Genomic DNA, 14,829 nt, shown 5'->3' with positions numbered 1-14,829 from the left:
AAATAAAAGGTCTGCGAAATCCTTAACAGAAAAAAGTGACCCCTAAAAATTAGAGTTTGAATCTTATTTTTAGGGGTCCTTACTATTTAAATCAGTCCTTTTTTTACTTTTCAAATAAACTTCTGTACTGCCCATACCCCTTCTCTTCCAACTGGTCTTTAGGCACAAATCGGAGTGCTGCAGAATTAATACAATAACGAGCTCGGTCCGGACCAGGCCCATCATCAAAAACATGGCCCAGATGTGAATCTGATGTTTTAGACCTTACTTCAATTCTCCTCATCCCATACGAAGTATCAAGCTTTTCTTCCATTTCGTTTCTTTGGATTGGTTTCGTAAAACTAGGCCAACCACAGCCGGCATCATATTGATCGAGTGAGCTAAATAAAGGTTCACCCGAGATGATATCCACATAAATTCCCTCTTGCTTATTATCCCAATACTCATTCTGAAATGGTGGCTCTGTCGCATTATTTCTTGTGACCTCATATTGAATAGGTGTTAATTCTTTTCGTAGCTGTTCATCACTTTTTGTATTCTTCCAATTCTCCCTGATAAAACGAGCTCTTCCGGACCCTTCTTTATATAGATTGTAGTGAAAAGGATTCTTCTTATAATAATGCTGGTGCTTCTCTTCTGCTCTGTAAAACGGACCAGCTGGGAGAATTTCCGTCACAATTTCTTTCTGGAAGCGCCCGCTTTCGGCCAGCTCTTTCTTTGAGCTGATAGCTAAATGATGCTGCTCTTCAGTATGATAAAAGATCGCGGTCCGATAAGAATGGCCCCGGTCATTAAATTGCCCTCCGGCATCGGTCGGATCGATTTGCTGCCAATACTGTTTAAGCAATGTTTCATATGACATTTTATCAGGGTCATATGTGATTTGGACAGCCTCATAATGGCCCGTTGTATCACTGCAAACCTCTTCGTAAGTGGGGTTCTCTGTATGACCACCGGTATAACCCGATACCACTTTTATAATGCCAGGCTGTTCATCGAATGGTGATACCATACACCAAAAGCAACCTCCTGCGAATGTTGCAACTTCCAACTGGTTACCCATTCAGCTCACTCCTTGCTCTGTTATATTTTATGGGGAAAAGATGCCCTACTATCTTTCCAACCCCACTTCCTTCGTATTCAAACCAGTGGATGTTCTTTGGGTGATAAAGATGATTTCATCTATGTGCCTCTATTCAAAAATTAACCATAAAATAAGGGAAAGATATAAATAATCTCTCCCCGTTCTTCCATAGACTGCTGAGTACCGTATCCGTAGATCAATTGATCATACTATGATATCAGGAGCCAGTCTTTATTGATTTATCCAATAGCTGCTCATCTTCATTACTTTCAGCTTCGCTTTTATACCGCTTTTTCAGATTAATATACCCAATTGTTGTGACCGTAAAGGCACCAAGGGCATCTACAATGATATCTCCCATCGTATCCGTGACAGCATCCCTGCCAATCAGCACAGCCCCTTCTCCTGTGATGAATTTTTGCATGTTTGTTCCCAATACTCCATCTGCAAAAAACTCGTAAATTTCCCAAATGGCTCCACAAGTTATGGCAAAACAAAAGGCGAATAAGGCCACAAAAAAAGGACTTAAATCAATCGTTTTCTTAGTATCATTAAGGAAATTGACAATGACAAATCCTAAAGCTCCTAACATACCCGCACTAAAGCAATGTAAGATTAAATCCCAGTATGGAATCTTATAATAAAAATTGCGAACCTCGCCAAGATAGATTGCACAAAATAAAAATATAAAGTACATAATTTCCATGATATTCGGTATATCAATGCGGAAACGATGTTCGAGTTTAGATGGCAGGAAGATGACTATACATCCTACTAAGCATTGCAAAATCATCAGTACATAGTCGCTTTTTACTCGGTCATATTCATTTTTAGCAACGCCTGACGGGGCGTTAACCATCATATATATGGCATAAATGACTGATACCGCGAGTAACAGAAGAACTACTCTAAAGATCCAGTTTTTCCTCTTTTCGTATTTTCGATATTCCATGCTAAATCCCTCCTCCCACCTATTTTAACCTTTCCCCCCTGTCAGTGGTATGGTATTTATCCATCAGGAGATATCAGATTATAATAACATTGGAATTAACAAACTAAGGAATCCCTCCCAAAAGGCATTCCTCAGTGGCTAAAAAAGATAGTCACATATTCGATCAAACACCGATTCCAACAGGAAGGTAATAGGAAAGATTATCGGTAATCATACCGCCAACTCTGTAGCCGAAAGCAGATGATTCCCCGTTTAGCAGGAAGCTTCCTAAGAGAAGTCTCCCCTTTTGCTGCCCCTTTTCGCTTTGAAAATGTACCACAGGCTGCTCAACATAAAGTTGGTAAACCGAAGGGTATGCTGTGTATGATTTTTGACTATCGGCGTAGTTTAATCGGCCATCCTCATGAAAAATTTCTACCGTGTCTCCCTCACGCCCAAAAACAGGCTTTTTCACATAAGGCAACCGTCTATCTAAAAAAGGGGTGGCTTCAAGATACGAAGGCAGGAAATAATCTTCAATCCATTGGTGCTCCTGATCTGTAAAAAAAGGATGCATTTCTTCATGCAACCCCCAAATAACAGCCTGAACGGCTTTGTTTTGCAGTAAGAAAGCTGATGGTGGATTCAGGATAGACAGTTTCCCTTCTTCGACCAATTCAAGCAACCATAAGCCAATTGGATTCTCCTCTTCGTCCTGATCCATAATGGCGTTTTCAATCGGAAAAGTCTGCCGATAGAGGATGTCAATCCTGACTCCACTCTCATCGAACAGTCCCACACCTCTTTGAATTTGCAGCTTATGTAAGGGAGTGAACTTAGATGACGGTACAGCCTGTTTAAGATACTGAACTGTCTCTCGATCCTCCAGATTATCCTCATGAGCAGTGAACACGATATGTGGAGGTACCTCTTTACTACTTTGGCTGATACTATATTGGACCGCCTTAAACAACTGCTCATTCAATCCTTCATTTGGATTCTTTACACCAAACTCGTTGCAAACCCTGCCGTTCACATGAAACAATTCTTTAATAAATGTCGGCGTATCAGAATTAATCTCAATGCACTTATATCCATCCCCAAACGGAATAAGATCCAGCCGCGCAATGACGCTCTCGACTGGAAGGGTTTTAAGCCTTAAAAAGGAAAGTGTCTCTTTCGGAAATCCCATCTCAAGAAATGTTTCATCCGGAACTTCACGCAACAGCGAGGCTGTTTTCGTAAATACCTTGCCGATCCGTTCAGTGATCTGGCGAATAGTAGCCTCCTCTTGTCGGCTTACCAACTGCATATCATACAGGGCATATTCCTCGCCATAAAGATCTGCCCAAAAACTTTCTATGTTTCTATAAAACTGTTGTCGTCTTTCATGATAGCTATTCGTCAACATCATTGATCTCCTTAACATAAATCACATATACGCCTCGATCCTCATCCACCTCAGTAGATGTCACATTCATCTGACCGAATCCCGGTACATCCACAGTATCCTTCAAAAGATAACGCAGGACATCATAATGAGTATCGCAGGGGATGCAGGAAAGCAGCCTATAGTTTTCTCGTAATTCAGGGTTTCGAAACTCTATATGAATTCCTTGACCACGGTAGTTTTTTTCATTCTCCCCTTGCAAATTCCTGCCCATTTCTTTAACCACAAGGATTTCCTCTTCACCAGCCATTTCAGTTGATGTAAGCTCGTATTGTGTTCCCCTTATAATGAAATAAGCGCATAGCTGTCTGGCATAACACTCATCTACACCAATGGCTGGGAGACTGTATTGGTAAAATGGTTCATACAGTCCATGCCCTTTATCAAGATAATATGTTAATTGCTTCATCTCTACTTCCCTTCCTCATTTAATAGGATAGACATTTCGCCAATATTAACCCAACAGCAAGTGACAATGAGATCAGCATAATACCAACTGCCTGATTATCCTCTTCAATTGCCTGATGGATACTAAAACGGATCGTAAGAACTTCCGCGAGCAAGAATACAACAATTTGTGAGACGATTCCTATAACTCCCCAGATCAACATATCCACTAGTGATACTGAATATTCGACTGCGGACCCAAGCACAATAGCTAACCCGACGATTTTACCGCCGAGTGACATGGCTGCGGTTGAATTCTTTTCAGCAATCAACTTGAACTCCCTCAGCTTAGGTGTAGTAATAATAAATAGCGCGATTCCTGCAGCAAGTAATAACAATGCTACTCCCATGTATGATAAGAAATTAAGATATAAATTCATATAAATCCTCCCTTTCCAAAAACTAACCTCCAAAAACTTTCGTCCCGCTCCCAAATCCTGAACTTGCCTTAATTCCTCCTTTAAAAGAAGAACTATTTTTATAAGATTTATAGGCGTTATTATTCAGAAGCGAACTTTTATCCCTATAGTATGTACCGCCATAATAATAATGGCCATAATGACCCGAGCTATAATCATCACATTCCCACACGCCATCCTCATCATCCCAGTCCCAATCCCCACAGCTTTGATCCGTTGGTTTTGGAGGAAGGTCAGCATTTGTCGTTCCACATCTAACCAGGCCAATCGTAAGTGCAGTTGCAGTCACACCAATCATGATTTTCTTGGTTTTATTCAAAGTTATCACCCCACTTCCTTTTTTATTATATTTTACAAAATATTTACAATAAAATGTGCAAAATATGAAAATTGACTTAAGTTTTCTATGTTATATGGCCCAGTAAGGAATACATGCTTACGCATCATTTCAGCCTACCTATTTAGAGCAGCTTTCTGATCTCCGTCATCTCATCACAGATCTAAAAGACCAGCCACCTCCATTAAACTTACATACCCACCAATTCTAAATAATAAAAAAGCCTCTAAAACTCGGAAGTCTTAGAAGCAATTTCTGTAGTCTTTGCAAAGAACGATAAAAACAGAATTAAAATTCCACTTTGAATGATATTGAAAATCAAGGAAGCGTCACCATCATAAGCCCATCTACTTTTGTTCATAAACAAAAGTACTACAAAAAAAGACCAACAAAAAATTACTTTTCATAAAAACCGATAGTCTCCTTTTTAATTGAAAAACCTTTGTTTTTCACTCCATTAACAATTTTTAATTGCATATCCGATTAGATCATATTTATCCTCATTAAAATGCTTATGTACTAAAAATTACGATTTGTATCATTTAATATGTATTACCATATGTACAGGTTTATAAATCATAAATTTACAATACTATGAATTTATCTTACTAGTATGGCTGTACCAAATTATCATCTCACCCATTACATAACATGGATAATCCATGATCGCAGACCAATAGGATTATACGACCGCAAAAAAATCACCTTCCTTACGCAGGAAAGTGATTTTAGATTAATGGGTTAAAAAGATACTACAGTACGTTTTTATTAACAGTAGTTTTTTCTAAAGGTTTAGCTGTATTTGTTCTACTTCCAATTTTCTTAGTGATGAATAAACCGATTAAACAAATGACAGCAGCACCGGCTAGCCAACTCCAAGTATGTACCCCGAATCCTTGATCACTAGCTAAGCCGATTTTTGAGAATACGATATAGAAAGAAATGACACAGAAAATCATTCCCCAAGCAGCTTCCTGACGGTATCTCCATGGCTCCAGATTTACAAGATTACGGCTAGGGAGTACATACACCTCTTCTCTTGGTTTTATTTTACCGATCACCAACATAAGCAGACAGCTGATGACAAACAGGATTGCCAATTGATATAAGAAACTCATTTCCGGTTTAATAACCAATTGTAGGATTGCATACGTTGCAATAAAGAAAGTAATGGAGATTTTCGCTGCAATCGCTGGAACCCTCTTTGTTACATAGCCGATGAAGATAATGGTGAAAATCGGTACATTGAAAAAGCCGTTAATGACTTGTAAATATTGAAACAACCCACTTGGTGCATACATAATCAGTGGCGCGATAAACATGGAAATCAAAGCAATGAAAACACCGAACCATTTACCTTTCCTGACAATTTCCTCGTCAGATTTATTCTTTCCTAAAGTTGGTGCATACACATTGATAGCAAAAAGAGTTGAAGCACTGTTTAAAATTCCATTAAATACACTTAATACAGATCCAAACATTGCGGCGGCAAACAAGCCGATCAATGGTTTTGGCATAACTTCTGTTACCAAGGCTGAATACATAGTGTCTGGGTTAGCCCCTGTATTACCTATAATCTGAAACGCCATGATACCAGGAATAATGACAATAATCGGCGTAAAAATCTTCAATAAACCGACAAACATGATCCCTTTTTGCCCTTCTTTTAAACTCTTTGCAGCCAAAGCACGCTGAATAATAGATTGGTCCGTTCCCCAATAATAGAAGTTAACCAGCAAAAGGCCGGTTAAAGCTGCCCCAAATGGGACAACATCTTGATTGGTACCGATTGCATTAAACTTTTCAGGTGTTGCCGCAACAAACTCAGAAAATCCTTGAGACATGCTACCATCTCCTAAAGTAAGCAAAGCAAAGATTGGAACTAATAAACCACCTATAGCCAAGGCAATTCCATTAAATGTATCGGAAATCGCAACCGCTTTCAATCCACCCAGAACGGCATAGAAGAAGCCGATGATTCCAATTAACCAGACCATAATCCAGATGCCTGCCCCGTAGCTGATATGAAACGTACTTTCAATATCGAACATTTGGCTTAACGCAATTGCACCTGAATAGAGTGTTGTCGGCAGCATGTTTAACACATACCCCAATAAAAACAAAATAGAGACAAAGGATTTAACTTGACTGTCATATCTGTCTTCTAGGAATTCAGGAATGGTTGTAATTCCTTGTTTTAAATAGCGAGGTAGCAGATAAATGGCCACTAACGCCAATACAAATCCGGATGTTACTTCATAGGCCATATTACTCATATTTCCCGCAAAAGATTGGCCGCTCATGCCCACGAACTGGGTGGCATTTAAGTTTGTCAGTAGTAAGGACATTCCGATAACGCCCCAAGTCAAACTTCTTCCACCTAAGAAATAGCTGTCCTTAGATATGTCCGTTCCAACTTTTTCTTTTCTAAGTTTAGAAAATGTATAGTAGGCAACTACACCTGTAAAAAGGATGAATGATAGAATGATATACCACTGCACGTAAACTCCCCCTGCTGTTCAAAATAAAAACGCTTTCAGGGGTATCATAATAAATTTTAGTAAATTAATCAATTTATTTTACTAAATAATTTTAAAAAGTGCTAAGTCCTTCCAAAAGAAATCTTCTAGATTTTTTAGATGAACCTTTCTATTTAGATCCAATTTACCTTTTATTCTAAGGGGATTTCAATTACATTCTCTTTCCCATTCTTATACAATAAAACGAATATATTCTTAAAGAAATTTACTAAAAAGTATAGTATACTGAAAGCGCTGTATTAAACGGATAGTGAATCTTACAAAATGTGAAGTTCATTTTTAAATTAAATGTAAGGAAAGGAGGCAGCGGTTCAATGGCAACGATTAAAGACATCGCAAATAAAGTAGGAGTTTCACTAGCGACGGTTTCAAGGGTTCTGAATTACGATGACTCTTTATCGGTCAGTAATGAAACAAAAAAACGAATTTTTGAAGCAGCAGAAGAATTAGACTATCAAAAAAAGCCTAAGCGCAAAGCACTCGCCTATAAAGTAGGGATCGTCAATTGGTATACCGAAAAAGAAGAATTGGACGACCTTTATTATATGGCTATCAGACTCGGTGTAGAAAAGCGATTGGAGTATCATAAGATTCAATCTACTAACTTTCCCGTCGATTCTTTACGTTCCCTTCAAAACGAAGGAATTCAGGGGATTATCGCTATCGGGAAATTTAGCGAAAATCAAGCTGAGGAACTAAAGAACGTCACAAACAAAATTGTGTTTGTAGATAGTTCACCCAACGACAGCCAATTCGATTCTGTGACGGTTGATTTCGAAAAAGCCACACGAAACGTCCTACACTATTTTCTGGAACAAGGACACAGAAAAATTGGTTATTTAGGTGGTCGAGAAATTTATAAAGATCAAACATCAGAGATTGATGATCTCAGAAGAGTTAGTTTTGAACAATTTTTAACGAAAAAAGGCCTTTACCAAGATGCTTATGTCTATGAAGGTAAGTTTTCAGTCGATGATGGCTATCATCTGATGAAACAAGCAATCAAAGATCATAAGGAAGATCTCCCCACTGCCTTTTTTGCCGGAAATGATTCTATCGCTGTTGGTGCATTACGCGCACTTCAAGAAACAGGCATTCAAGTTCCTAATCAGGTTAGTATTATCGGAGTAAATGATATTAGCATTTCAAAATACATGTCCCCTCCCTTAAGCACCGTTAAAGTATATACCGAATTAATGGGTGAAACCGCTGTTGATTTGTTGCTTGAGCAGTTTACCGGGAGACAAATTGCAAAAAAGGTTACCCTTGCCACTCAACTAAAAATTCGCGAAAGCTCTAAATAAAGCGCACATTTTTGTGCGCTTTTTTATATAGAAAAACCACTAGTAAAATTTTTAGTAAAATTGTTGACTCACTTTACCAGTTTTTATACAATGATATTGGATACGCTTTCAAAAAAAGGAAATATTATTGTATAAAAGCCAAAGAGTAAGGATCTAAATAATACAAAACGCTTTATTTAAATGACAAAGGGAAGTGACCTGATGGATCATCAACAATTATTATCAACATTTCAACGTGTTTTCTTAGGCAGTATACATGATAACATTCGAACTTTTTTTTCACCTGGACGGATTAACTTAATTGGTGAGCATACAGATTATAACGGCGGCTATGTATTCCCAGCAGCCATCACCTATGGCACATACGGGTTAACAAGACAGCGTAGAGACAGAACCATTCGATTATACTCATTGAATTTCGAAGAAGTAGGAATGATTGAGTTCTCTTTAGATGAATTAACGTATGAACCATCCCATTTATGGGCGAACTATCCTAAAGGAGTCATCCGGTATATTAGCGAGGATGGACACGAACTACCCAATGGCCTTGATATCCTCATATATGGCAACATTCCGAATGGAGCTGGCCTTTCTTCTTCCGCCTCACTCGAAATTTTGATTGGCGTAATGATAAATGAGGTCTTTCAATTAGGGATTGATCGCGTACAGTTAGTAAAGATTGGACAGAAAGTAGAAAACGAATTCATCGGAGTAAACTCCGGTATAATGGACCAGTTTGCGATTGGGATGGGGAAAGAGAAATCTGCTATTCTACTTGACTGTCAGACTCTTCACTACGAATATGCCCCTTTTGATATAGACGATCACCAAATCGTGATTATGAATACAAATAAACGTAGAGAACTTGCGGATTCAAAATATAATGAACGACGCAGCGAATGTGAAGCAGCATTAGAAATCCTGCAAAAAGTGACTGACATATCCTCTCTTGGTGAACTGTCTATGAATCTTTTTAATCAGCATAAAGATCTCATTGGCGACCCCATTATTGAAAAACGGGCACGTCATGCGGTTTATGAAAATGAACGGACAAAGAAAGCCTTTCAAGCATTACAGGCTGGTGATTTAACTCAATTTGGCCTTTATATGAATGAATCGCACATCTCACTTCGGGACGATTACGAAGTGACCGGACCAGAATTGGACGCGTTAGTGGAAGCAGCATGGCAACAGAATGGGACAGTTGGAGCCAGAATGACTGGAGCAGGGTTTGGCGGCTGCGCCATTGCATTGGTTAAATCAGCCCATATCGAAAAATTCATTGAAGAAGTTGGAGCAGCTTATAAGCAAGCTATTGGATATGAGGCAGATTTTTACGTTGCCAGTATTGGGGATGGAACTAAAGAAGTTATCGAGGAGGCGATCGTATGAGTATAGTAGTTCTTGGGGGAGCCGGCTATATTGGCTCACATGCTGTATATCAATTAATAGACGAAGGCTACGACACAGTAGTGGTCGATAATCTGCAAACCGGTCATAAGGATGCCATACATCCTAATGCGAGATTTTATCAAGGCGATATCCGTGAGAAGGACTTTCTAAGAGAAGTGTTTACGAAAGAACAAGTAGACGCTGTCCTTCACTTCGCTGCCTTTTCACTGGTTGGCGAATCCATGGAAAAACCGCTCGAGTATTTCCGTAATAATGTCTATGGTACGCAAGTACTGCTTGAAGTGATGAACGAATTCCATGTTAAGCATATCGTCTTCTCCTCTACTGCTGCTACATATGGAGAGCAAGAGCAGATGCCGATCACGGAAGAAATGACGACGAACCCGACAAATGCCTATGGCGAAACAAAACTTACGATGGAAAAACTGATGAAATGGTGTGACAAGGCATATGACATGAAATATGTAGCGCTGCGTTATTTTAACGTTGCTGGCGCCCGTTCAACCGGGGAAATTGGTGAAGACCATCATCCGGAAACACATTTAATACCCGTCGTATTACAAGTTGCTCTAGGACAACGAGAGTCTATTTCTATTTTCGGAGAAGATTATCCTACGGAGGATGGCACTTGCGTCCGCGATTATATACATGTTGAGGACTTAATTGATGCGCATATTTTAGCCTTGAAGTATCTTCAAAGCGGTGGTGAAAGTACGATTTTTAACCTCGGCAGCAGTACAGGTTTTTCAGTCAAGGAGATTGTGGAAGCAGCCAGAACGGTTACAGGCCATGAACTTCCCGCCAAACTAGCACCGAAGAGAGCTGGAGATCCCAGCACATTGATTGCCTCATCCAAGAAAGCCAACCGTATTTTAGGCTGGAAACCAAAACGGACATCCATCCAAAACATTATTGAGGATGCATGGAAATGGCATCAGTCCCACCCAGCCGGTTATGGAGATAAGTAACAATGTAACTTGGATAAATAGATTAAAAGGAGAAGATATCATGGAGATCTATGTAGCAGTTCAGCAACTTTTGAATCAAGCGAAAAGGCTTCAGATGCTTGATTCTGTAGATGAAATATACGCCAGAAATCAGATACTTTCATTGCTTCACTTAGATGGCTATTATCAACACCTAACAGAGAATGAACTGCCGATCCCAGATTTATTGGATCTTTTAACTGATTATGCTGTTAATACTGGAATAATTGATGATTTAATGGCCGAAAAAGATATTTTAAAGGCACAGCTAATGGATGTGTTTATTCCAAAGCCATCCGAGTTAAACAATACCTTTTATCAAAAATACAAAGAGCATCCAAATCAGGCAACCAATCATTTTTATGAACTAAGCAAAAATAGTAACTACATCCAAACGAAACAGATCGCAAAAAACATTAGCTATACCGTCGAGACGGATTATGGGGAACTCGACATTACTATCAATTTATCAAAGCCTGAAAAAGATCCTAAACAAATTGCATTGGAACGCGAAATGAAGCCTGTTTCCTCTAACTACCCAACTTGTTTACTTTGTATCGAGAATGAAGGATATGCAGGCCGAGTCAATCATCCTGCTCGTTCTAATCACCGAATGGTTCGTATTCCGTTAGGGAATGAGGCTTGGTATTTACAATACTCGCCTTACTTATACTATAACGAGCATTGTATTCTGCTATCGGGTGAACATCGTGATATGAAAATCAGTTTTCAAACATTCACCAACCTGCTGACATTTGTTCAAAAATTTCCGCATTATTTCATGGGTTCAAATGCAGATATTCCTATAGTAGGCGGATCGATATTAACTCATGACCATTATCAAGGTGGACGATATGAATTTGCCATGGCCCGTGCGGAAGAAGAAATACCTTTCTCCATACAAGGGTTCCCTTCTATATCTGCACAAATCGTGAAATGGCCAATGTCCGTGATTCGTATAAAAGGAGTCCGTCTGAAGGAAGTTGCAGGTGCAGCTGATCGGATACTCAATAAATGGATTCACTATAGCGATCCTTCTATTAATCTCGTTGCCTATTCCGGAGATATTCGTCACAACACCATTACACCGATTGCCAGAATGCGGGATGGCCAGTTTGAACTTGATCTTGTCCTTCGTAATAATCGAACTAGTGAGGAGCATCCATTAGGCATTTTTCATCCTCATCAGGATGTTCATCATATCAAAAAAGAGAATATTGGTTTAATTGAAGTAATGGGACTTGCTGTATTGCCGGCCCGTTTGCAAAAAGAACTCATTGAGGTAGAAAAATATCTGCTTGATAAGCCAAACGAAATGGCAGACTATCATCAAGCTTGGGCTGATGAACTAAAAGCAGCACATGGTAAGGTACTAGATTCAGATTCCACAAAGACTATCGTTTCTCAAGCAGTTGGCTCCAAATTCCTGAGATGTTTAGAGGACGCTGGTGTATTTAAACGAACCCTGACAGGAAAACAAGCTTTCCAAAGGTTTATTGATGTACTTTAATAGTTTCATACTCTTTACAAAAATAAAAAGAAGGCAACTCGGTGCCTTCTTTTTATTTTCTATTCATATACATCCGCAATTTCCTATTAATATATAGAAGATTAGTAGCTAATCCGTAGCCAGTCTATGTTTGTTTAAAATGGATTTGTGGCAATAAAGCTTGCTGTTTTCACATATACACGTGGGTTCAGCTTTAATTGATCCACTATAAATTCCGCAAGATCCTCAGGCTGTATAAATTTCGAATCATTATTTTCTTTAATTAAATCCAGGTCCATAGCCAAATCTGTTGCCACTGTGCTAGGTGTTAAAGCCGATACACGGATATTGTTACGGCGAACTTCCTGCGCAAGAGATTCCGTAAAGCCAATGACAGCAAACTTCGATGCACTGTAGGCGCTTGATGTAGCTGCTCCGTTTAATCCACTAGTCGAAGATACATTGATGATATCTCCACCATTTTTTTCAATTAATTGAGGCAGCACAGCCCTTGTCACATAATATGTGCCCATTAGGTTTATATCAATGATTCGTTTCCATTCTTCCGGGTCCATCTCTGAGATTGTTCCAAATGAAGCAATCCCTGCATTATTAATGAGGATATCAGCCGTTCCCAACTCATTGGTTAGCTTTTCAATCGCTGCTTCCACTTGATCCTTTGATGAAATATCAGCAGCTGCATACGCTGCTTTAACGCCGAAGCTTTCTATTTCAGCAGCTGCCTTTTTAAGAGTCTCCTCTGTTCTCGCAAGCAATCCAACGTTTACTCCTTCTTTTGCCAGTGCTATCGCTGTTGCTCTCCCGATTCCTCTGGCCCCACCTGTTATAAACGCTACTTTTCCTTTTAATGTCTGTGCCATTTTAAGAAGCTCCCTTCTAAATCATCTTGAAATACTCCTTAAGTATAATAGCTAGGCAGAAATAAGACTAAAGGTATGCACCCGAGCTTGCTAATCTGCACCAAGCTAATTTTCCTACTATGTAAATAAAGGCTCGCTTATTGACCAAATTAGAAATCTAGAACTCCACTTATTCACCTTTATAGGCAATGTTACATAAATTGTATGGGTGCTGTAAACTCAATGAAATTTCCCGAATGATAACAACTATAAACCTGAGGCACATATAGCATTAGAACTCTATTTGGAAGGAATTTAGAGATGAATTTACTACCTTTTCAAGGCATCGTGACTGAGATAAATGATTTTATGATGGGGCAGAATGGAGAAGCAGAAGGCTGTTTTAAACAAATGACAGTTGAAGATGGGCATGGCGGAATCGTTCATTTCATCGTTTCACCTACCACTTATTTCGTAGATCAGGCAATTGTAAACATTAGCGATAGAATAACCGGTTATTATGATGGAGACGCACCTGTACCTTTAATCTACCCTCCTCAATATCGCGCATTGATTATTGTAATGGAGCGTAGTGACCAAACTATTAAAGTAGACTATTTTAACAACCAATTGGTAAGCCGCGATGGCCAATTACAAGTAAACCTTTCACCGTACACCCCTATTTTATTAAGAAATGGTCAACCCTTTTCAAACTATATTGGTAACCGAAACCTCATCGTCATCTATGGACCAACTACGAAAAGCATCCCTGCTCAAACCACACCTTATAAGATCATTGTTTGGTGTTAATAATGCGGAGAGCTTTTTCATCTTTAGATCAGCTTTACAACTCTTAAAGAAGACGACTTTAGCTGGGTCCTCTTTTTATCTCTAAAATATAGATTAGCTGGATTATGAACCAATTCGGCTGGATTATTGCGGAGTTTGGCTGGATTCCGTCTTAGTTCGGCCGGATTATTGCTAAGTTGTCTGAATTTAGCTTTAAATGCTGCAATCGAAGCAGCAAGAGCTGGAGAACACGGAAAGGGATTTTCAGTTGTAGCCGCTGAGGTAAGAAAGTTAGCTGAGCAAACAAAGTCGTCATCAAGTAATATTACGGAATTGGTTGTTTCCACAACGAAGCAAATTGCTGGGGTAGTCGAACAAATAAATAACGTCAATTCTAAAACGGTATTAGCCAATCAAAATGTCCAGGATACTGCGGAAAGTTTCAATGAAATTTTAGCAGCAAGCATAGCAAGTAAAGAACAAAATGAACGAAATAACCAGGAAATGATTAAATTCACAGATGTATTAAAGGAAATAGGCGAAGCCGGTTCACGGGTAGCAAATATAGCTGATAATCTGAATGCCACGATGCAAAGATACTAATCCTACTTTTTATTAGAAGAAATAAGTTTATAAATATAGGACCCCAAAAGGCAACTTAAATCTGACTTCTGGGACCCTATATTATAGATATACTACGAAATTATTAAGGCAGTTCCCCACCCTCCTGCCTATTCCAAACCCATAGTTGAAACAAACTAAATAAATAGAATAGTATTC

The 14,829-nt window shown here is 39.0% G+C and carries 13 protein-coding genes and 1 pseudogene; 6 read left to right on the top strand and 8 right to left on the bottom strand.

The annotated features are described in order from the left end of the window. Positions 1-103: 103 nt before the first annotated feature. From msrA to AC58NB_RS00255, 7 genes are all read right to left on the bottom strand, one after another. Complete coding sequence (msrA, locus tag AC58NB_RS00285) at positions 104-1,063, bottom strand: peptide-methionine (S)-S-oxide reductase MsrA (protein ID WP_497424810.1); 960 nt, start codon at positions 1,061-1,063, stop codon at positions 104-106. 238 nt (positions 1,064-1,301) lie between these two features. Next, entirely contained in the window at positions 1,302-2,036 is a 735-nt protein-coding gene (locus tag AC58NB_RS00280; RefSeq protein WP_497424809.1) for a DUF2238 domain-containing protein, read from the bottom strand. A gap of 163 nt (positions 2,037-2,199) precedes the next feature. Further along, positions 2,200-3,426, bottom strand: coding sequence for a glutathionylspermidine synthase family protein (locus tag AC58NB_RS00275; RefSeq protein WP_497424808.1), 1,227 nt, complete (start codon positions 3,424-3,426; stop codon positions 2,200-2,202). Beyond that, a complete protein-coding gene (locus AC58NB_RS00270) occupies positions 3,413-3,874 on the bottom strand; it encodes an RNA helicase (protein ID WP_497424807.1) in 462 nt (153 codons plus the stop codon). The genes AC58NB_RS00275 and AC58NB_RS00270 overlap by 14 nt, the downstream gene beginning before the upstream one ends. A 19-nt stretch (positions 3,875-3,893) precedes the next feature. After that, the gene (locus AC58NB_RS00265; RefSeq protein WP_497424806.1) at positions 3,894-4,292 is read right to left on the bottom strand and encodes a DUF350 domain-containing protein; all 399 of its coding nucleotides are present in this window, start codon (positions 4,290-4,292) and stop codon (positions 3,894-3,896) included. Between the two features lie 22 nt (positions 4,293-4,314). Continuing rightward, the gene (locus AC58NB_RS00260) at positions 4,315-4,650 is read right to left on the bottom strand and encodes an aminotransferase yhxA (RefSeq protein ID WP_497424805.1); all 336 of its coding nucleotides are present in this window, start codon (positions 4,648-4,650) and stop codon (positions 4,315-4,317) included. A 770-nt stretch (positions 4,651-5,420) separates the two neighbouring features. Continuing rightward, positions 5,421-7,169, bottom strand: coding sequence for a solute:sodium symporter family transporter (locus AC58NB_RS00255; RefSeq protein ID WP_497424804.1), 1,749 nt, complete (start codon positions 7,167-7,169; stop codon positions 5,421-5,423). A 353-nt stretch (positions 7,170-7,522) separates the two neighbouring features. Between AC58NB_RS00255 and AC58NB_RS00250 the strand changes: the two genes are divergently transcribed. The 4 genes from AC58NB_RS00250 to galT all read left to right on the top strand — a co-directional run bounded on the left by AC58NB_RS00250 (position 7,523) and on the right by galT (position 12,421). Continuing rightward, positions 7,523-8,512 carry a LacI family DNA-binding transcriptional regulator gene (locus AC58NB_RS00250; protein WP_497424803.1) on the top strand — a complete coding sequence of 330 codons (990 nt, stop codon included), beginning with the start codon at positions 7,523-7,525 and terminating at the stop codon, positions 8,510-8,512. Between the two features lie 201 nt (positions 8,513-8,713). Beyond that, positions 8,714-9,904 (top strand): galactokinase, encoded by a 1,191-nt coding sequence (locus AC58NB_RS00245; RefSeq protein WP_497424802.1) that lies wholly within the window; start codon positions 8,714-8,716, stop codon positions 9,902-9,904. Continuing rightward, positions 9,901-10,893, top strand: coding sequence for a UDP-glucose 4-epimerase GalE (galE, locus tag AC58NB_RS00240; protein ID WP_497424801.1), 993 nt, complete (start codon positions 9,901-9,903; stop codon positions 10,891-10,893). Before AC58NB_RS00245 ends, galE begins: the two co-directional genes overlap by 4 nt. A gap of 40 nt (positions 10,894-10,933) precedes the next feature. Beyond that, complete coding sequence (galT, locus tag AC58NB_RS00235; protein WP_497424800.1) at positions 10,934-12,421, top strand: UDP-glucose--hexose-1-phosphate uridylyltransferase; 1,488 nt, start codon at positions 10,934-10,936, stop codon at positions 12,419-12,421. A gap of 134 nt (positions 12,422-12,555) precedes the next feature. Here the strand turns inward: galT and AC58NB_RS00230 are convergent, their stop codons facing one another. Further along, positions 12,556-13,281, bottom strand: a complete 726-nt coding sequence (locus AC58NB_RS00230) for a 3-ketoacyl-ACP reductase (RefSeq protein ID WP_497424799.1) — start codon at positions 13,279-13,281, stop codon at positions 12,556-12,558. Positions 13,282-13,581: 300 nt separating this feature from the next. Here AC58NB_RS00230 and AC58NB_RS00225 point away from each other — a divergent pair, with 300 nt between their 5' ends. Together AC58NB_RS00225 and AC58NB_RS00220 are read left to right on the top strand one after the other, a co-directional pair. Next, positions 13,582-14,070: a hypothetical protein gene (locus AC58NB_RS00225; protein ID WP_497424798.1), complete on the top strand. Its 489-nt coding sequence runs from the start codon at positions 13,582-13,584 to the stop codon at positions 14,068-14,070. Positions 14,071-14,256: 186 nt separating this feature from the next. Further along, positions 14,257-14,652: pseudogene (locus AC58NB_RS00220) on the top strand (methyl-accepting chemotaxis protein); the annotation flags it as partial. Positions 14,653-14,829 lie beyond the last annotated feature (177 nt).

This window comes from Pradoshia sp. TA40_28 (assembly GCF_059694525.1).
Note: the sequence above shows the minus strand (reverse complement) of the source record. Positions and strands in the feature narration are given on the sequence as shown.

Coding starts and splice junctions, on each gene's coding strand:
- AC58NB_RS00245 (WP_497424802.1), top strand. CDS start 8,714: ATGGATCATCAACAATTATTATCAACATTTCAACGTGTTTTCTTAGGC.
- AC58NB_RS00230 (WP_497424799.1), bottom strand. CDS start 13,281: ATGGCACAGACATTAAAAGGAAAAGTAGCGTTTATAACAGGTGGGGCC.
- galT (WP_497424800.1), top strand. CDS start 10,934: ATGGAGATCTATGTAGCAGTTCAGCAACTTTTGAATCAAGCGAAAAGG.
- AC58NB_RS00275 (WP_497424808.1), bottom strand. CDS start 3,426: ATGTTGACGAATAGCTATCATGAAAGACGACAACAGTTTTATAGAAAC.
- AC58NB_RS00225 (WP_497424798.1), top strand. CDS start 13,582: ATGAATTTACTACCTTTTCAAGGCATCGTGACTGAGATAAATGATTTT.
- AC58NB_RS00270 (WP_497424807.1), bottom strand. CDS start 3,874: ATGAAGCAATTAACATATTATCTTGATAAAGGGCATGGACTGTATGAA.
- galE (WP_497424801.1), top strand. CDS start 9,901: ATGAGTATAGTAGTTCTTGGGGGAGCCGGCTATATTGGCTCACATGCT.
- AC58NB_RS00265 (WP_497424806.1), bottom strand. CDS start 4,292: ATGAATTTATATCTTAATTTCTTATCATACATGGGAGTAGCATTGTTA.
- AC58NB_RS00250 (WP_497424803.1), top strand. CDS start 7,523: ATGGCAACGATTAAAGACATCGCAAATAAAGTAGGAGTTTCACTAGCG.
- msrA (WP_497424810.1), bottom strand. CDS start 1,063: ATGGGTAACCAGTTGGAAGTTGCAACATTCGCAGGAGGTTGCTTTTGG.
- AC58NB_RS00280 (WP_497424809.1), bottom strand. CDS start 2,036: ATGGAATATCGAAAATACGAAAAGAGGAAAAACTGGATCTTTAGAGTA.